This is a genomic window from [Limnothrix rosea] IAM M-220, from assembly GCF_001904615.1.
In the GTDB taxonomy this organism is placed as follows: Bacteria; Cyanobacteriota; Cyanobacteriia; order Cyanobacteriales; family MRBY01; genus MRBY01.
Map to the genome: position 1 here is coordinate 17,988 of NZ_MRBY01000005.1, position 17,169 is coordinate 35,156.

Below are 17,169 nucleotides of genomic sequence, written 5' to 3' on the forward strand. Positions count from 1 at the left end.
AAATTAAAGACTAAACAGCGTTTTTAAACGATGCCGCACCCAATTCACAATATTGACTTCCTGCTCATCCGACGGCAAACAACCTTTTTCCTGCATTTCCCGTTTCCGCCGAATCAACTCCTCTTGATGATTACTCAGCTCCTCAACCAAAGCCTCATGGAAATCCGGATGCTTTTGGAGCAACACTTTAAAATTTTGATTCGTAATAGCAAACAACAAAGTATTTTCTAAAGCCTTTGCCGTTGCCGTTCGAGGGACACCCAGCATTAAAGACATTTCCCCAAAAAAATTGCCCGCCTCTAAAATCGCCAACTGTTTTTTTAGGGTTTCTGCATACACCTCGATGCGACCCGACAAAATAATATAAAACGCATCACCGGGGTCATTTTCCCGAAATAAAACCTCTCTATCCTTAAGGGGTTTTAATCTGCCAATCTCAATGATTTGTCGTAGCCTAAACTCACTCAGATGACTAAAATAAACCACCTTTTTTAGCGCTGCACGAATCGAGATCTGCGGCTCACTAATCGAAGTATGCTTAACCGCAGAAATCGTTTTTTTCTCCGGCAAATTTGTCTCTGGCACATGATCCGCTACATTTGATTTAAAAGCCGAAAAATTAATATTATGCAACCATAATTCTCGCTGGGGGAAAGGAATTTTAATCTGATTTTCTCGAAATTTATATTCAATTGTAAAATGGAGCGAACTGGTGATTTCTTCCTTAAAACCCATCTGATCACTTTCAATCCAAACCCATAATTCAAAGCATAGGGCATTATCTCCAAAGCCAACAAAAACAACCTGGGGAGAAGGAATTTGTAAAATACTTTGATCCAAATATGCCGCTACCAATAAGACTTCAGTGACTAAAGTTGTGTCGCTGTCATAGGCAACGGTTACAGGAATTTTGAGGCGAACATGGTCAGTTTCATAGTGAAAGTTAATAATTTGATTTTCGACAAAATGACTATTGGGAATAACGACAGAAGAGCCATCTTTTTTCTTTAGCACGATCGCCCTTGTTGAAATCTCTTGGACAAAGCCACATAAATCACCAAGTTTGACATAGTCTCCGGTTTTTATTTTCCGCTCTGTGAGTAATGTTAATCCACTGACAAAGTTCTTGGTGAAGTCCTGGAAACCCAAGCCAATACCAATGCCGAGACCACCGCCAATGACTGCCAAAATAGATACATCAAAGCCCGTTGTTTGTAGAATAACAAGGAGCAAAAAGAAACCAATACCATAACTAATAAAGTTTGAGATAATATAGCGGCTACCTTTATCAACAATTACTTTTTTTAGCCCTCGATCCTTTAGGAAGCGGCTCAGGTAACTGGCGAGAATAAAGGTGATAATAATGAAGAAAAAAAGCTGTACAATTTCAATTAGTGAAACCGTAGAACGTCCGACTTGAAATTCGATTGTTTGGACGAGGTTAAGCAGTTTGCCGACAAAATTCCACATGGATGATCCGCTAATGTTTTGGGTCACTACTTTGTATTTTCGCTGATTTCTTGGTTATTCTGGGGATTTCCCGTGGCCGTGGGTCGCCATGATGTCGCAATAATTTTTACAAAAAATGTCTGGCGATCGCCCCTTTGTTTTAAGATGAGAATGATTATCACTTTTGAAAGAATTAACAATGCTAGTTCGACAAAAAATCATTTTGTCTGGTGTTTTGGTAGGCCTCAGCTTCGGTGCCGTGGCCTGTGGCGGTGAAGTAGTGCAAGCACCCCAAGAAGCGGTGGTCGAGGAGGAGCAACAGGAAGAGGAGCGCCTTAATGTGATGGTGAGTATTTTGCCACAGCAATATTTTGTGGAAAAAATCGGGGGCGATCGCGTAAATGTGCAGGTAATGGTGCCGGCGGGGACGGAGGCCGAAACCTATGAGCCAAAGCCGCAACAGTTGACCGATTTAAGTCAGGCGGATGCCTACATTGCGACGGGTATTTTCTTTGAGGAGATTTGGGCAGAACGAATTAAAACGGCAAATTCGGAGATGGTGCTCATCGATAGCTCTGCGGGCATCGAAAAAATGACAATGGTGGCCCATAGCCACGCCCACCATGACCACGGTGAGGGAGAACATTCTGACCATAACCATGGCCATGGAGAGGAACATGCAGCCCACGGCGATGACTTAAAAGATCCCCACACGTGGCTCTCACCAAAATTAGCGAAGGTTCACGCTCAAAATATTTATGATGTTCTGGTAGAGCTAGAGCCTGCTTCTGAGGCCTTCTTTAAAGAAAATTTAGAGGCTCTCCTTGTGGAAATTGATGAGTTGAATCAGGCGATCGCCGCCGCATTAGACAATCTATCCAGCCGTAAATTTTTAGTCTTTCACCCAGCGTGGGGATACTTTGCGGAAGACTATGACCTAGAGCAGATTCCCATTGAAGTGGAAGGTCAGGAGCCGAGTGCAGCGGAGTTGGCAGAATTAATCAAGGTGGCTCAGGCTGAAAATATCCGAGTTATTTTTGCCCAATACCAATTTAATTCCCAATCTGCCCAAACCATTGCTGATGAAATTGGGGGCGAAGTTGTTTTTATTGATCCGCTTTCCCCCGACTGGGCTAATAACCTCAAGGCGATCGCCGCAGAAATTGTCGCCGCGAATGCCAACTAGTTTTTTTACCATTTGATTGTCTTACATACCCAACATGACAAGTGTAATTTCCCTCGAAAATGTCACGGCAGGCTACCCCCAAACCCCGGTGCTCGAAAATATTAATTTAACCATTAACCATTTGGATTTTATGGGCATAATCGGCCCCAACGGTGGCGGTAAAACAACCTTACTTAAGGTATTACTCGGTCTCCTTAAACCCCAGCGAGGCAGCGTCAAAATCCTTGATAAGTCCGTAGAACAGGGACGCAGATATATTGGCTATGTACCGCAACTGCTCGAACTGGATCATACTTTCCCCATCAAGGTCAAAGATGTGGTGAGTATGGGTCGCCTCGGTAAACGGAGACTCTTCCGGCGTTACAACAAAAAAGACCATGACATTGTGCGGCGATCGCTCGATCAAGTCGGTATGGCCGATAAGGGCGATCGCCCCATTGGCGAGTTGTCCGGGGGAGAACGGCAGCGGGTTTATGTGGCGCGGGCTTTAGCCTCAGAACCCCAAATTTTATTACTAGACGAACCGACGGCAAATGTAGACTCGCGGATACAAGCCAGCATTTATGAATTGCTCAAACATTTAAATCAGTACATGACCATCATCATGATTTCCCACGACCTTGGGGCTGTGTCGTCCTATGTGAAAACGGTGGGCTGTCTCAATAAAACTCTCCATTACCACCACAATAAAGTGATTACGCCCCAGATGATCGAGGCGACCTATCAATGTCCCGTTGATCTGATTGCCCATGGTGTCCCCCACCGCGTTTTCCCTGACCACAATGGCGATGTTGATGCGCCTCCCTCTGTTCATTCCCACGATTGCAACCATGTTTGAAGCGCTCCAGTTTGAATTTATGCAAAATGCCCTGATGGCTGGGGTTTTGGTGAGCATCGCCTGTGGCATTGTTGGTACTTTTGTGGTGGTTAACCGCATTGTTTTTATTAGTGGCGGCATTGCCCATGCGGCCTATGGTGGTATTGGTCTTGGCTATTTTTTCAAGTTCAATCCCGTTTGGGGGGCGATCGCCTTTGCTCTAGTGTCAGCAATGGGGATGGGCTGGGTTGAACAAAAAACCAAACAACGTAGCGATACTCTGATCGGTGTCATGTGGGCGATCGGTATGGCGATCGGTATTATTCTCATCGACCTCACCGACGGCTATAAAGCCGGTTTAGAAAGCTATCTCTTTGGGAGTTTGCTCGCTGTACCCCGCCAAGATTTATGGTTAATGTTGGGTCTTGATATTCTGATCATCGGCATTGTCACCTTGCTCTACAAAGAATTTCTCGCCATCTCCTTTGACTGTACCTATGCCATTACCCGTAACTTGCCTACCGATATACTTTATCTATTGCTGGTGGGCTTAATTGCTCTCACTGTCGTGATGGTGATGCAAATCGTCGGACTGATTATGGTGATTGCTCTCCTGACAATCCCCGCGGCGATCGCCGGACAATGGCGCACCGAAATCAAAGAAATAATGATGTTTTCCAGTTTATTGGGGATGCTCTTCACGACTATGGGATTATGGATGTCTTATCGCTTTAATCTCACCTCAGGCGCGACGATTATTCTAATTTGCGGTGTCAGTTACCTGATCAGCCTAAGCCTTAAAACTTGCCGTAACCAGCAATGGACGTAATGCCCCTGTGGACTACATTTTATGCCTAAAAAACTCACAAAAAATCAACAAAAAATTTTAGCGCTAATTACCACATTAAAGGGTGAAGTCAGTGCCCAAGATCTTCATTTTCAGATTAAGCAGCAAGGTCTTCGCATTGGTCTAGCAACCGTGTATCGCACCCTCAAACTCCTCAAAATTGAAGGGAAAATTCAAGAGCGCGTTACCCCCGACGGCGAATCTTTTTACAGCACCATCAACGCCGTTGACCACCATCACCACCATCTAAATTGCGTCAATTGCGGTGAATCCTACCCCATGGACAGTTGCCCCCTCAGCCACAAAATTAGTGAGTGGTGTAGCGAACAAAAATTCAAAGTTTACTACCACACCCTAGAGTTCTTTGGGCTATGTGAAACTTGCCAGCAAAATTACGATGAAGCCGAGTGTTTAAGCGCCAATTGATAATATTGCTCCGCATGGTGAATTAAACTCTGAGCCTTAATATCGTCAATATCTTTAATCCGTTTTGCCGGAACGCCCACCATCAGCGATCGCCGTGGTACATCCTTCGTCACCACACAGCCCGCGCCAATAATACTACCCGCGCCAACCCGCACCCCATCCAGCACGATCGCCCCAATCCCGATCAGCGAACCTCGTTCAATATGGGCACTATGAATCACAGCTTTATGACCCACTGTCACATAGTCTTCAAGCACCGTTAATTTTCCCGGATCGCCGTGCAATACCGCCCCATCCTGCACATTACTAAACTTACCGATCTCAATCCCTTCTAAATCGCCCCGCACAATTGCCCCATACCAAATACTTGCCCCCTCGGCGATCGCCACATTACCCAGCACCGTCGCATTTTTTGCCACAAAAGCCGCCCGACTGAGATCCGGTTTACCGAGAGATACATTCGACCAAGAGCGATCAGACATCACATCAATCCCAATACCAACAGAAGTTTCCGTATCTTATTATGAAATTCCCCGTTTCCTAAGTCCTAAAAAATGAAGCAGTACCAACAAGCCCTCCGCGTCCGCACCCAAGGTAAATCTCTACATATGATTACCTCAAAAATCAATACCTACGTCGCCGAATCAGGCATCACCACAGGACTATGCGTTGTTTTCGTCCGCCACACATCCGCCTCTTTGATCATCCAAGAAAATGCCGATCCCGATGTCCTCACTGATCTCGAAAACTTTATGACAAAACTTGTCCCCGAAGACGGTCGCTCCTACATCCACAGCGCCGAAGGCCCCGACGATATGCCCGCCCACATTCGCTCTATCCTCACCAAAACCTCCGAGCAAATTCCCGTTGCTGGTGGTCGTTTAGTGCTTGGGACTTGGCAGGGCATTTATCTCTGGGAACATCGCCAACGCAACCACAACCGCGAAATTGTCGTCCACATTTCCGGCGAGTAGCCTGCGAGCCTTTTGCCATTAGCGCATCGGTATGTTGTCAATAGGTAGCCACACAGAAAAAGTACTCCCAACGCCCATTTCTGACTGTAACTCTAAACGGCCATGGTGTTTTTTCGTAATAATTTCGTGGCTAATCGAAAGACCGAGACCCGTACCTTTTTCGCGTGGCTTTGTTGTAAAAAAATCATCGAAAATATGTTGTTTTATTGTTTCGGCAATACCATTAGCATTGTCACTGATTTGTACGCAAATAAAATCCTTTTGCTCTTCTAAACTATTAGCTTCAGAATCATGAAATTGGGTAAAAATTCGCAGCCTAATACTGGGCTGCCAATCTATTTCTGATTGAATTTTTCCAGCCTTTTGTTTGTCTTCGAGAGCATCTAAGGCATTGGCAAGGAGGTTAATAAAGACCTGACTCAACTGACCTGAATAACCCAAAATATCAGGCAAGTTGGCTTCGTAATTTTTTGTAACCATAACCCCATTTTTCTTTAAGCGATTATTTAGGATTAGTAATGTACTATCAAGGCATTCTGGTAGTTTGATAAGTTGCTGTTTTGTTTCATCAATACGGGAAAAATTACGCAGACTTGCAACGATTTCTGTCATGCGAACGGCACTAATTTCAACGCTCTGTAAAATTTTTGGTAGGTCTTCCTGGAGAAACTCAATATCCGCTTTTTGTCGTCGCTCGGCGATCGCCTTAGATGGATGGGGCATTTCATTTTGATAAGCCTGAACAAGGGCGAGCAAATCATCGAAGTACCGTTGCAAAAAGCTGATATTGCCATGGACACAGTTCACTGGATTTCGAATTTCATGGGCGATACCCGCAACCATCCGCCCTAAACTCGCCATTTTTTCCGTTTGTACCATGTGAGCGTGGGTTTGCTCGGTGAGAAGTTGACTCGTTAGTTTATGAATATGAGCTTGGGCGTAGAAAACTAATGGCACATCGATCAATGCATAGTCCCCATTTTGTCGCTCCACCACGATCGGTTCATACATTTGGCTACCTTCACGCTCTAGGGCAAACTGTGCAGCTTCCACCACTAAAGTCGATTCAGGCAAGATATTTACTGGGAAATTTTCAACGTTATACAGAGTACTTAAAGGGCGCTGGAGAAAAATTTCTAACGCATAGGGACGACTCATGCGCTTTAAAAAGCGTCGCCGCGAAATCATGCCATAAAAACGATTATTTTGAGTAAGGATAATACCGGGAATTATGGTGTCTGCTTCAAAGAGCTGTACTACATTTTTTGTGATATTTTTAGCATCGACGATAGTGTCATATAGCGTTAAATCACTTAAGGTAGATTCGATAGTTAGGTTTGCTAAACTTTCGGCATAGGTCGTTGAAAGATTACGTGTAGGTTGGGAAACCATCGGATGTGTCAATAATATTCACTCAACAGATTTTTAGAATAATGGCAACATGTAATTTTGGTAGAAAGCCTGAAGGAAATATCGTTTCAGTATCTCAATTTAACGCTTCAGGTTTGTGAAAAGGTTATCTTTAAACTGTCAATTTTTAAGCAATTCTTAATCTGAGAGTCCCCGATTTCAAATAGTATTTTGCACGTATTATCGATCAGAAAAAATAAAATATTAGCGACGATATTGGTAGACAATTTGCAGGAAAATAATAATTAAATAGAGCGGTAATAACCAATTACCAAAGGCGACATAGGGATTTTTTGTTTGTTTTAAGTAAATGTCTGTGGCGTAAGTAACGGTGTCGTTTAGTTGGGATTTCCAAATTGTTTCGCCATTGGGTTTAATTACGCCAGAAATACCTGTATTGCTGGCTCGAACTGTCCATCGATCATTGGCGATCGCCTGCATGATATCGAGGGCATGGTGTTGGGCGGGCATCGTCGGGCTGTAATGGGCATCATTGGAGGAGACGATAATATATTCACCGCCTGCGGCTGTTTGGCGACGGAAATGTTCGGGGTAGGCGGACTCGTAACAAATGGCGGCGATCGCCTGACCGATAGGTGTAAAGAGAGTTGGTGGATTTTGTCCCCGTACTAGATGGGCATCGAGGGGCGATAAACGATCAATAAATTTGCCAAGAATCGACTCAAAGGGAATGTACTCACCCAGCGGTACAAGCTGCTGTTTGTTGTAGCGACTAATCACCTCGGTTTGGGCACTAATGGTAAATAAACTATTGGTAAAATTTTTGCCTTCTGCACCAAATGCCCCAAGAATTATAGGCACTCTCTCCCACCTCATGGCGCGGGAAAATTCTGTGCCCCCTAAAACCTGCTCGATGCTAAAGGGTAATGCTGTTTCTGGTGTAATGATTAGATCGACATTCTGTTTCGCTAGCTCACGATAGCCCTTGGTATAGTTGGCGATCGCCCGTGAAGTGCCGTCTTCGTAGAGCTTAATTTCGTTGGGAATATTACCTTGAATAATCCCGATTTTGGCAGAGCGATTGGTGACCAGTTCTGCATTACTAAAAAGATACCAGCCCCATACATGACTACTGGCTAAAAGTATTAAGCTAAAACCAATTAATGATGAAGTAATAAAAAATTTTCTTTTCTGTTGTAAAAAACTAAATATACTTTCTGCGAATAAAGCATTTGTGGCAACAATAATGGTCGTAACAGTTGTAAATCCTGAGAAACGAGTTAACTGCAATAAAAATAGATTATGGGGACTTTGGCTAAAGGCAAGAAAATGCCAAAACAAATCACTTTGACTGAGAAAATATTCTGCAATACACCACAGCGCTGTGCCAAATAAAACTCGATTACAACGCCCAGCAAGACCCAGAGGTTTAACCGTAGCAAGGTCTTGGAAAATCAGCATTCCCACCGCCCAGAAAAACGGAATACAAATGCCCCAAAAAGTAATAATGAGCCAACAAATTGCCGCAATACACAGGCTCCAAAACCATGGCACACCCATCCAAGTCATGGGATGAATACCCGTAATCCAAAACAGCGTTAAACCCTGATAACCCAGACCCCAAGCTACGGCACAGGTGAGTTTTAGTTTGTGGCGATCGCCAAACGATTTGATTTTTTTCCAAAGGGTTAATTTCCTGTGGGGTTCATAATCCCTCGAAACCCCTTCCGCCTCCGGCACTTTCCCCAAGGAAGAATATGAGGTAAATACGATTTTTTCTTGGGAGCTACGATGATTGGGCGTAATGATAATTAGCCATAGCGGAATAACGGCCACCCATGCCAGATACCATGCCTCCAAGGGGGCAGAGGTGAGACCCATCCCAATACCGCTCCCAAAGGCAAAGAGAATTTTACGCATCATTCGCTGGAAATTCACCCTGTCGTACGTCATCACTGTAGGTTTTGATGGCATCGGTAATCAGCTCTGCAAGGTTGAGATATTGCTTTGCAAAAGGCGGTGATTTTGGCGATAAACCCAACAGATCAGCCGTCACTAAAACCTGTCCGTCACAAACTGCACCCGCGCCGATACCAATGGTGGGAATTGATAATTTCTGGGTAATTGTCTGCGCTAAGCTCGTCGGAATATGCTCCAACACCACGGCAAAAGCCCCCGCCTGCTCTAGGGCGATCGCCTCATTCATGACCCGTTCCGCGTCCGTCGCATTTTTACCCTGTTGCCGATAACCGAGGGTATGCACCGATTGGGGCGTTAAACCCACATGACCCATGACTGGCACACCGAGCATTGTGAGACGGTCTACCGTTTCGGCGATCGCCGGATGTCCCCCTTCGAGTTTGATCGCTTGGGCAGAGGTTTCCTTTAAAATACGGCCAGCAGTGTGAATCGCTTGGGAAATACTTTCCTGGTAGGTCAAAAACGGCAAATCACTCACAACTAGGGCATTATGAACACCGCGACACACCGCTTGGGTATGATGAATCATGGCATCAAGGCTAATGGGCAAGGTATTTTCATAGCCCAACGCAACCATCGCTAAAGAATCACCCACCAAGATGACATCCACCCCCGCTAAATCCACAAGACGGGCGATCGCATAATCCCATGCCGTTAACGTCACAATCGGACGCGCTTCCTGTTTATATCGTTTTAAAGTTCTCGGTGTGACCCGCATGGATATCCCCTAAGGCTGAACAAAACCATAGTGGGGACGAGTTAAACCCGTTGTCAAACTAACCCAAGCTAAACCTTGGTACGTACCAACCCATAATTTATTCCCCACATCCGGCGCAACAGTCAAAACCTGTCGAGACGGCAACTGACCCACCTCACCCAAAACAAAACCACTATCAGCCTTCAAGCGCACAACACCTTCATCCGTGCCCGCCCAAACCGTATTATCAGACCCGAAGCGCACACTCGTCACACTCTTACCACGCATCGATGTCACATTGCGCAAGATCTCCCCCGTCACCGGATCAATCACCAATAGCCCATCTAACGTGCCAGCCCACAACAAACCATCCGGAGCCGTTGTCAAACTATTCACCACACCGCCAGTAATATTGCGCACAGACTGCATCGGGAAAGCACTAGCCGTATTGATTTGCACCAAGCCCAACAGCGTACCAACCCAGAGATTACCACCCTGGTCGAGGGTCATGGCGTTCGGGCGTAAACCCGGTAATTGTTTAAGGGTCGTCATCACCAAACCCTGATCTGGACTAACCAGTACCAAACCCTGATCTGTCCCCACCCAGAGATAGCCCCGCTGATCAACCAAAAGCGAAACGATGCGATTAGAAGGCAATAAAATATTGTGTTCCGTGACTTCATTACTGCGGGAATCAACGCGCAACAATCCTTGAGTTGTCCCGACCCAAATTCTGCCGACACGATCCATCGCAAGGGCTTCAACGTTGTAGTTGGTAAGATCAATACGATTTAAAATTGCGCCTGTATTCGGATCAATGCGCGTTAAACCTTGCCATGAGCCGACCCACAAATCACCATTCCAATTTTCTAGGAGCGAAGTCACCCGGAGATTTTCGTTACGGAGGTCAAATTCTGGCTCAATACTCGCGGGCGGTGGGGGAGCTGTTTCATAGATGGGCGAGACAAACTCCGCAACTTCGGCGATCGCCTGAGGAGCGAGAAAAAAGCTAGAGCACAAGCTCACTCCAGCTAACAAAAAGGAGCAAGAAGAAGAAATACGTCCCATAGGATTACGCTATTGTCGCCACGGAGATTCGCTGCCTATTGTATCGGATTTTTTCGGGCATTCCTGAAACGAAGATAATCCGCAATATCTACCCCAATATCGACAAACAAAAAAACTCAAAATAAGGTCATCCACAGACTCTTAACAAAATCATCAAAATAGGCTTTTGTAACCGCTCACTTCACTCGCTTTTTTCATGACTCCACCCACACCTCCCACCTCAACAAGAAAACACTAAATACACAAAACCCTCCGCCTTGACTTGTCCCAAAGAAACATTAAGAAAACAAGAAAGTTGCTAAACTTGCTAGGATGAATAATTCCTTAAGTAACATTAAGGTTTGCTAAAAAATAGTACGGAGGTTAAATCATTGAATCATGAAATCCCTACCCGCCAGCGCTCTTGTCTTGGTCGACGGCTACAACGTCATCGGAGCTTGGCATGAACTAAAAGAAACCCGCGATCGCCACGGACTAGAAATGGCAAGAGATGAACTCATCGAAGTTCTGGTCAACTACGCATCCCACAATACCTACAAGACAAAAATCGTTTTCGATGCCCAGTATCAGAAAACACCCAGCCACGAAGAAGACTATACCCAGCTCCTATCCGTCTGCTACACCGCATTTTCCGAAACTGCCGACACATACATTGAACGAACCTGCGCCAATTTTCGCCGCACCTACACCATCCCCAACCGCATCATTGTCGTCACCTCAGACCAAGCCCAACGCCACACAGTAGTCGGCTATGGTGCAGAGTGGATGTCCTCCCTAAAACTACAAACCGCTGTCCTCGCAGCCAATCGAAAATCCCGTTACCACCACAAAACTCGCCAGTCGAAACGGGGGCGACACCTCCTCAATAGCCTCGACCCCAAAACCCAGCAAATGCTTCGACAACTCCGTCACGGACTTTAGCGCTCCAGGTTTCTTGATTTATCAAGATTGAGACAAGAACAAACCATAGGCAATCAAACGCAGACGGTATCAAACCACGAGTGCACAAGGTTGATAACGTGAATCTTGCTTCAGCATGCTCGGAAGTACGACGCGGTGAATGGGAGAGCGAGAGATCGGGAGATATTTCTATGCAAACAATCCTACTAGCTTTCAAAAAATGCAAATTTTCGTTGCTTCCCCGTGTCTTTACCTCTCCGTGTCTCTTTTTCTCTAGAGAATTTTGGCTACATGCTTATCCATAACTGACGTTACAGATAGATGAATTTTGATTTAGTTTGGTAGGTGCATTAATGATGGTTAATGTGCCTATTTTTTTGTTTTTTGTGGGGCTATGGATATTCTTTTTTGGGCGATCGCCGCGAGTTTTTTCTTTATTGTGGGATCTTGCTTTGGCAGTTTCCTGAATGTTGTGGTGTATCGATTGCCAGAAGGACTGTCTCTAATTTATCCGCCGTCCCGTTGTCCGAAATGTGGTCACGGTTTGGGGGCGCGGGAAAATATTCCGGTGTTTGGCTGGATAACGCTTTTGGGGAAATGTCGTTGGTGTAAAACGTCCATTTCTGTGCGTTACCCCCTTGTTGAAGCTTTTGTGGGGCTATTATTTGTTGCGGTATTTTTTCGGTTTGGTTTGGGTCTGGAGGCGATCGCCGCCGCTGTTTTACTATTCTGGCTAACCTCCCTCGCCCTAATCGATTTTGATACTTTTACCCTGCCCAATAGTTTGACCCAATCGGGCTTGGTTTTAGGCTTGATTTTTCAGTTAGTACTGGGTTTTCAAGCGAATGGGTTGACGGGGGCGATTGCTTATTTTGTGGGTGGCATTGGCGCGATGGTTTTAGGGATTTGGTTACTCGATCTCGTGGGTTTCCTCGGCACTCTTGCCCTTAAACAACAGGCGATGGGCGGCGGCGATCCGAAATTACTCGCGATGATTGGCGCTTGGCTCGGTTGGCAAAATGTGGTGCTCACTATTTTTCTCGCTTGTGCCCTAGGGACAGCCATTATCGGGACAGCGATGCAGCTTGGTAAACATCAGAAAAAACAGCACCTACCCTTTGGTCCTTTTTTGGCGCTGGGGGCGATGGTGAGTTTATTTTTTGGCGATCGCCTGATCGAATTTTATTTAAATTCGTTTTTAGGTTTTTAGTGAGCCCTTTCTGTATGATGGTTTGTGATTGAGAAAATCTTTATTTGCGTCTTTGAAACCCCCTCGCTGGCAACGTAAAAAAATCAATTTATGGCAGCGGCAATTAGAGATTTTTGCCGTCGCTTCCCAGTTTTTTGCCCGCCTTGGGAAAGATCGGTTTTTTGGTGGCGATATATCCCGGACTCGTCGGCGACAGGCACGGTGGCTCGTGAACCGTCTCCTCGATTTGGGGCCAACTTTTATTAAAATCGGTCAGGCCATGTCCACCCGCCCTGATCTGTTTCCCGTTGAATATATCGAAGAGCTAAGTCAGCTTCAAGATCGTGTACCGCCGTTCCATAGCGCCGAGGCGATCGCCGTAGTCGAGCAAGAATTTGATAAATCCCTCTACGCCGTTTTTAAAGAATTTGAGTCGGAACCCCTCGCCTCTGCCAGCCTTGGTCAAGTCCACAAAGCCATTCTCTACACAGGTGAAGAAGTTGCCGTAAAGGTGCAGCGCCCCGGTCTGGAAAATTTATTTCGCGTTGATATCCAAGTCATTGAAAGACTATTGGCGATCGCCGGACGCTTTGCCAAAGACCTGAATAAATATAATCTCACCCAAATTTGCCGCGAATTTTTTGATCTGCTGTACCAAGAAATTGATTACATCCACGAAGGCAAAAACGGCGACCATTTCCGCAGTAACTTCGCCAGCCAAAACCATATCCTCGTCCCAAAAGTTTACTGGCAATACACCACCCGCCGCGTTTTAACCCTCGAATACTTACCCGGCATTAAAATCGATGACCGCGCTGCCCTCGAAGCCGTCAACATTGAACCCGATAACGTTATTAGCCTCGGCATTTCCGCTTATCTAAAGCAACTGCTCCAAGACGGTTTTTTCCAGTCCGACCCCCACCCCGGCAATATGGCCGTCGATGAAAATGGCAAACTGATTTTTTACGACTTTGGCACCATGACCGAAGTCAAATCCATGGAAAAGACGCAGATGATGCGCACCTTTTTCGCCATCCTCCGCAAGGATACCGACGAAGTGGTAGATACGCTCGTCTATATGGGTCTGATCGAGCCGATGGCAGACATGACCCCCATTAAACGGATGGTTGCGTTTCTCTTAGATAAATTCCGCGATCGCCCCGTGGACTTAAAAGAATTTGAGGCCATTAGCGGCGAAGTGTATTTAATGTTTGAGCAGCAACCCTTCCGTCTGCCGCCCCAGATGACCTTTATTATCAAGGCGATCACAACCCTCGACGGCATTGCCCGGGCCCTAGATCCCCAGTACAACCTCCTCGCCGCCGCCCAGCCTTTCGTGCGCAGTATGGCTGTCAGCAAAGAAGACAATGAAAGTCGCATCACCTCCCTAGCCAAACAAGCCAAAGAATTCGTCCTGTACCAAATCCAAAAGCCGACCCGCACCGAGATGGCCATTAAGCGCCTCGAATCGCGTATTGAGCTGGGTGAGCTACAGTTTCGCGTTAAATCCCTAGAGAGCGATCGCCAACTGCGTCGTATTTATCTCGCCGTTAAAACGATTATGTACGGGACGCTTTGCGGTTTTGCAACCATTGTCGGAGTTTTGCTACTGCCCTACCCCAATTACGCCATTGTTGTCTTTGGCGGCGCACTATTCCTCGCCTTTGTCACTGGGCGATCGCTGATTAAACTCATGATCCAAGAACGCCTTGATCGCCTAGTCCGTAAATAGGGCGATCGCCATTGTGTGGGACAAAACATTTCACCTTGCCTCTAATGTAACCAAAAGCCACAAACTAAAAAAGAAAACAAGACCTATATCGACGATAGTAAAGCGACCCAAAGAATCATCAAACCCATCCTTGAAACCAGCAGCGATGCAGTCATGAGTCTCACTCACTCTCCCCTTCGCCGCATCATCATTCCGAACCTTTCTTAAACCGAACTCAGGTTCAAATACTAACTTCCATGCATCGATATCCCCATTAAAAATTGCTTGAGACGAAAAGACTGTCAGAATAAAACTGTAAAAATAAAACTGTAAAAATAAAACCTTTAAGCATATTCCCAAAGTAAACCAGAGCAATACCCATTGATCCCCTGATACCCCAACTTAAATTAAGTCATATCTGAGAAAACCGCAAAAAAAAGATGGATTATGCAATTTTTTTCTAGATGTGATGTGCTTGCCCTAGATACTTTAATATTCTGATTGAATTACTCCTTGCAATCAGACGATTTAAAATCAAGTTAATGCACGTTTCTTAACAACTAGTAAATATGTTGATTTACCTACGCAATCCTCGTCAAAAAAAATAAAAAACACCCCGTGTCTTTACTGAATTCATTGCTGTTAAATGTCGAATGCATATTTTAGATGACAATTTAGTTAGATGATTTCTAATTTTGTAATATTGTTCATCAGGCGATCTCAGTAAACAATTAGAATCTCTAGGGAACAAGACAAAAGGCATGGGTGTTTCGTCAAACTTTAATCTGTGCTGAAGTTCCTAAAAGATATATGCCATGAATTATAAGTCTGTCGTCCTGAAACTTAATGCCGCGATGTAGCAAATACCGGCTAATCTTCTCCTAGACTTGATTTGAAGTAAATTAAAGCGCCTTCTCTATGTCGCTAAATGCGGTTTCTAGAAGCCTAGTCACACTGGATAATATTGATAGTTTAAACTGCTTTGATGTTAAAAATTCTTAACACTAGATTTAACCTAGTAGCCGAGGAATATTCTGCGGAAGCTATCTAAAAACTGTAAAAAAAGATACAAGGTAAAGTCGTGTTTGCCACATTCTTATTTAATATTGTCACAGTCAAGCAAAATTTTATTTTCATTAATCTAAGTCGGCGATCGCCGAACTGTCTCCTCGCAAACTTAAATAGGTAGTTCTACTATTTTAGTGTGGCTTTATAAAGATTATTTTGAGCTGAAAAATTCCCAATAAAATGACCGGATAACAAAAAAGAAGTATTGAATAAAGGAAACAATAACTGAAATAGATAGATTTGCTTACTTCCTTTGCCTTGGAAAAATATTTGATCATTTCCTATCCATATCATCGCTAAACCTGAATGTAGTTTTATGGAAGTGCAGGATGCTGCGACAAGAAAAGTTGTGATTCCGGGTAAGGCTTTACAAAGTCTCATTATCAAAAAAGCCTCTGGAATTATTATTGTTTTCGATCCTTCAGATGAGTCTGTCTTTTGGCAACTGCATCTGGGCGGCGGAAAACTCCATTACGCCACTAGTGGTGTGGGGAAAAGAGAGCGCCTAGCCTATTTGCTGAAGCAGCTGTTTCCGAAGACCCAATTTCCCTTACCAGATCCATTGACTGACGATTATGGTTACATTTGCAAAATCTGGAAGATGGGGAAACTTTCCCTCAAGCAGGTGCGACAGATACTGTTTTTTTTAACTCAAGAGGCCGTTGCTCAAGTGTTGGCGTTGCCTCGGGCAGCCGTGAAGTTCGAAAAGACTCCTATTGGCCTTGATCCCCTGCTCCTTTCCTTATCTCTGAAGCAAATGGTGCGGCCTCTACAATCTCAAATTCGAGATAACGTGCAGATGCGATCGCAGATTAGTTCGCCATTTCGGCGTTTGTATTTAGCGGATGTTGATCGGATGGTGAATCCATCTTGGTTAGAGGTTGGAGACTACAAATTTGTTGATGATATTGTCAAACTTTTACACAACAAACTCACACTATACGAAATCAGTGCGGCAGCAGCACAAACGACAAATAAGCTAGGTGTTTTATTACGACCGTTGATTCAGACCGACGGCCTTAAGGTGTTGCCTTACAAGCAAACTGAAGTAGTGAATAAATCTTTAGTTGCTTGTATTGACGATAGTAAGGCAACCCAACGTATCGTCAAGCTCACCCTTGAAGCGAGTGGTTTGAAGGTTGTCGGGGTTATGGAGCCAGCCCAGGCTCTGAGTCTTTTTGCCCGGCAACGCCCTGAGGTGATTTTGATGGATATTAATATGCCGGAAATTGACGGCTATGAGCTATGTCGGATGTTTAATCAGTCCAGTGTATTGAAAGGTATTCCAGTCATTATGCTGACTGGTCGGGATGGTTTGCTTGATCGCATTCGTGCCCGCATGGTTGGTGCTTCGGACTATATTGCGAAGCCCTTCGACCCCGAGGAGTTGATCCGGTTGGTGCATTCCTACCTGAGTTCAAGTCTTCCTGAGTCAAGCTTGTCTTGATTGTTATTGACCCTTTAACCCTAGGAATTTAGGACAAAA

The 17,169-nt window shown here is 45.0% G+C and carries 16 protein-coding genes; 9 read left to right on the top strand and 7 right to left on the bottom strand.

The window, feature by feature from the left end:
* Positions 1 to 3 precede the first annotated feature (3 nt).
* Positions 4 to 1,497, bottom strand: coding sequence for a cyclic nucleotide-binding domain-containing protein (locus NIES208_RS03335; RefSeq protein ID WP_225875237.1), 1,494 nt, complete (start codon positions 1,495 to 1,497; stop codon positions 4 to 6).
* 151 nt (positions 1,498 to 1,648) lie between these two features.
* On the opposite strand from NIES208_RS03335, the gene NIES208_RS03340 reads away from it, so the two are divergent.
* Genes NIES208_RS03340 through NIES208_RS03355 form a run of 4 tightly spaced genes read left to right on the top strand, consistent with a single transcriptional unit; the run spans position 1,649 to position 4,725 of the window.
* Entirely contained in the window at positions 1,649 to 2,635 is a 987-nt protein-coding gene (locus NIES208_RS03340; protein WP_075889712.1) for a metal ABC transporter solute-binding protein, Zn/Mn family, read from the top strand.
* 34 nt (positions 2,636 to 2,669) lie between these two features.
* A complete protein-coding gene (locus NIES208_RS03345; protein ID WP_075889714.1) occupies positions 2,670 to 3,473 on the top strand; it encodes a metal ABC transporter ATP-binding protein in 804 nt (267 codons plus the stop codon).
* Positions 3,466 to 4,281: a metal ABC transporter permease gene (locus NIES208_RS03350; RefSeq protein WP_171971710.1), complete on the top strand. Its 816-nt coding sequence runs from the start codon at positions 3,466 to 3,468 to the stop codon at positions 4,279 to 4,281. Before NIES208_RS03345 ends, NIES208_RS03350 begins: the two co-directional genes overlap by 8 nt.
* Positions 4,282 to 4,302: 21 nt before the next feature.
* Positions 4,303 to 4,725: a Fur family transcriptional regulator gene (locus NIES208_RS03355; RefSeq protein WP_075889718.1), complete on the top strand. Its 423-nt coding sequence runs from the start codon at positions 4,303 to 4,305 to the stop codon at positions 4,723 to 4,725.
* Here the strand turns inward: NIES208_RS03355 and NIES208_RS03360 are convergent.
* On the bottom strand, positions 4,692 to 5,207 hold the full coding sequence (locus NIES208_RS03360; RefSeq protein ID WP_075889720.1) for a gamma carbonic anhydrase family protein: 516 nt from the start codon (positions 5,205 to 5,207) through the stop codon (positions 4,692 to 4,694). The genes NIES208_RS03355 and NIES208_RS03360 overlap by 34 nt on opposite strands.
* 72 nt (positions 5,208 to 5,279) lie before the next feature.
* Here NIES208_RS03360 and NIES208_RS03365 point away from each other — a divergent pair, with 72 nt between their 5' ends.
* On the top strand, positions 5,280 to 5,699 hold the full coding sequence (locus tag NIES208_RS03365) for a secondary thiamine-phosphate synthase enzyme YjbQ (RefSeq protein ID WP_075889722.1): 420 nt from the start codon (positions 5,280 to 5,282) through the stop codon (positions 5,697 to 5,699).
* A gap of 18 nt (positions 5,700 to 5,717) precedes the next feature.
* On the opposite strand, the gene NIES208_RS03370 is transcribed toward NIES208_RS03365, so the two are convergent.
* The 4 genes from NIES208_RS03370 to NIES208_RS03385 form a co-directional block, all read right to left on the bottom strand.
* Complete coding sequence (locus NIES208_RS03370; RefSeq protein WP_075889724.1) at positions 5,718 to 7,091, bottom strand: ATP-binding protein; 1,374 nt, start codon at positions 7,089 to 7,091, stop codon at positions 5,718 to 5,720.
* Between the two features lie 222 nt (positions 7,092 to 7,313).
* A complete protein-coding gene (gene lnt / locus NIES208_RS03375) occupies positions 7,314 to 8,993 on the bottom strand; it encodes an apolipoprotein N-acyltransferase (protein WP_225875238.1) in 1,680 nt (559 codons plus the stop codon).
* Positions 8,983 to 9,768 (bottom strand): 3-methyl-2-oxobutanoate hydroxymethyltransferase, encoded by a 786-nt coding sequence (gene panB / locus NIES208_RS03380; RefSeq protein WP_075889728.1) that lies wholly within the window; start codon positions 9,766 to 9,768, stop codon positions 8,983 to 8,985. The genes lnt and panB overlap by 11 nt, the downstream gene beginning before the upstream one ends.
* Positions 9,769 to 9,777: 9 nt before the next feature.
* Positions 9,778 to 10,815 carry a ligand-binding sensor domain-containing protein gene (locus NIES208_RS03385; protein ID WP_075889730.1) on the bottom strand — a complete coding sequence of 346 codons (1,038 nt, stop codon included), beginning with the start codon at positions 10,813 to 10,815 and terminating at the stop codon, positions 9,778 to 9,780.
* A gap of 378 nt (positions 10,816 to 11,193) precedes the next feature.
* Here NIES208_RS03385 and NIES208_RS03390 point away from each other — a divergent pair, with 378 nt between their 5' ends.
* The 3 genes from NIES208_RS03390 to NIES208_RS03400 all read left to right on the top strand — a co-directional run bounded on the left by NIES208_RS03390 (position 11,194) and on the right by NIES208_RS03400 (position 14,636).
* On the top strand, positions 11,194 to 11,736 hold the full coding sequence (locus NIES208_RS03390; RefSeq protein ID WP_075889732.1) for an NYN domain-containing protein: 543 nt from the start codon (positions 11,194 to 11,196) through the stop codon (positions 11,734 to 11,736).
* A 373-nt stretch (positions 11,737 to 12,109) separates the two neighbouring features.
* The gene (locus NIES208_RS03395; protein ID WP_075889734.1) at positions 12,110 to 12,925 is read left to right on the top strand and encodes a prepilin peptidase; all 816 of its coding nucleotides are present in this window, start codon (positions 12,110 to 12,112) and stop codon (positions 12,923 to 12,925) included.
* A gap of 52 nt (positions 12,926 to 12,977) precedes the next feature.
* On the top strand, positions 12,978 to 14,636 hold the full coding sequence (locus tag NIES208_RS03400; RefSeq protein WP_084176518.1) for an ABC1 kinase family protein: 1,659 nt from the start codon (positions 12,978 to 12,980) through the stop codon (positions 14,634 to 14,636).
* A gap of 30 nt (positions 14,637 to 14,666) precedes the next feature.
* Here NIES208_RS03400 and NIES208_RS03405 read toward each other — a convergent pair whose 3' ends face one another.
* On the bottom strand, positions 14,667 to 14,990 hold the full coding sequence (locus NIES208_RS03405; RefSeq protein WP_075889737.1) for a hypothetical protein: 324 nt from the start codon (positions 14,988 to 14,990) through the stop codon (positions 14,667 to 14,669).
* Between the two features lie 1,009 nt (positions 14,991 to 15,999).
* Here NIES208_RS03405 and NIES208_RS03410 point away from each other — a divergent pair.
* Positions 16,000 to 17,130 carry a response regulator gene (locus NIES208_RS03410; protein WP_075889739.1) on the top strand — a complete coding sequence of 377 codons (1,131 nt, stop codon included), beginning with the start codon at positions 16,000 to 16,002 and terminating at the stop codon, positions 17,128 to 17,130.
* The last annotated feature ends 39 nt before the right edge of the window (positions 17,131 to 17,169 follow it).

Coding starts and splice junctions, on each gene's coding strand:
- NIES208_RS03340 (WP_075889712.1), top strand. CDS start 1,649: ATGCTAGTTCGACAAAAAATCATTTTGTCTGGTGTTTTGGTAGGCCTC.
- NIES208_RS03345 (WP_075889714.1), top strand. CDS start 2,670: ATGACAAGTGTAATTTCCCTCGAAAATGTCACGGCAGGCTACCCCCAA.
- NIES208_RS03350 (WP_171971710.1), top strand. CDS start 3,466: ATGTTTGAAGCGCTCCAGTTTGAATTTATGCAAAATGCCCTGATGGCT.
- NIES208_RS03355 (WP_075889718.1), top strand. CDS start 4,303: ATGCCTAAAAAACTCACAAAAAATCAACAAAAAATTTTAGCGCTAATT.
- NIES208_RS03360 (WP_075889720.1), bottom strand. CDS start 5,207: ATGTCTGATCGCTCTTGGTCGAATGTATCTCTCGGTAAACCGGATCTC.
- NIES208_RS03365 (WP_075889722.1), top strand. CDS start 5,280: ATGAAGCAGTACCAACAAGCCCTCCGCGTCCGCACCCAAGGTAAATCT.
- NIES208_RS03370 (WP_075889724.1), bottom strand. CDS start 7,091: ATGGTTTCCCAACCTACACGTAATCTTTCAACGACCTATGCCGAAAGT.
- lnt (WP_225875238.1), bottom strand. CDS start 8,993: ATGATGCGTAAAATTCTCTTTGCCTTTGGGAGCGGTATTGGGATGGGT.
- panB (WP_075889728.1), bottom strand. CDS start 9,768: ATGCGGGTCACACCGAGAACTTTAAAACGATATAAACAGGAAGCGCGT.
- NIES208_RS03385 (WP_075889730.1), bottom strand. CDS start 10,815: ATGGGACGTATTTCTTCTTCTTGCTCCTTTTTGTTAGCTGGAGTGAGC.
- NIES208_RS03390 (WP_075889732.1), top strand. CDS start 11,194: ATGAAATCCCTACCCGCCAGCGCTCTTGTCTTGGTCGACGGCTACAAC.
- NIES208_RS03395 (WP_075889734.1), top strand. CDS start 12,110: ATGGATATTCTTTTTTGGGCGATCGCCGCGAGTTTTTTCTTTATTGTG.
- NIES208_RS03410 (WP_075889739.1), top strand. CDS start 16,000: ATGGAAGTGCAGGATGCTGCGACAAGAAAAGTTGTGATTCCGGGTAAG.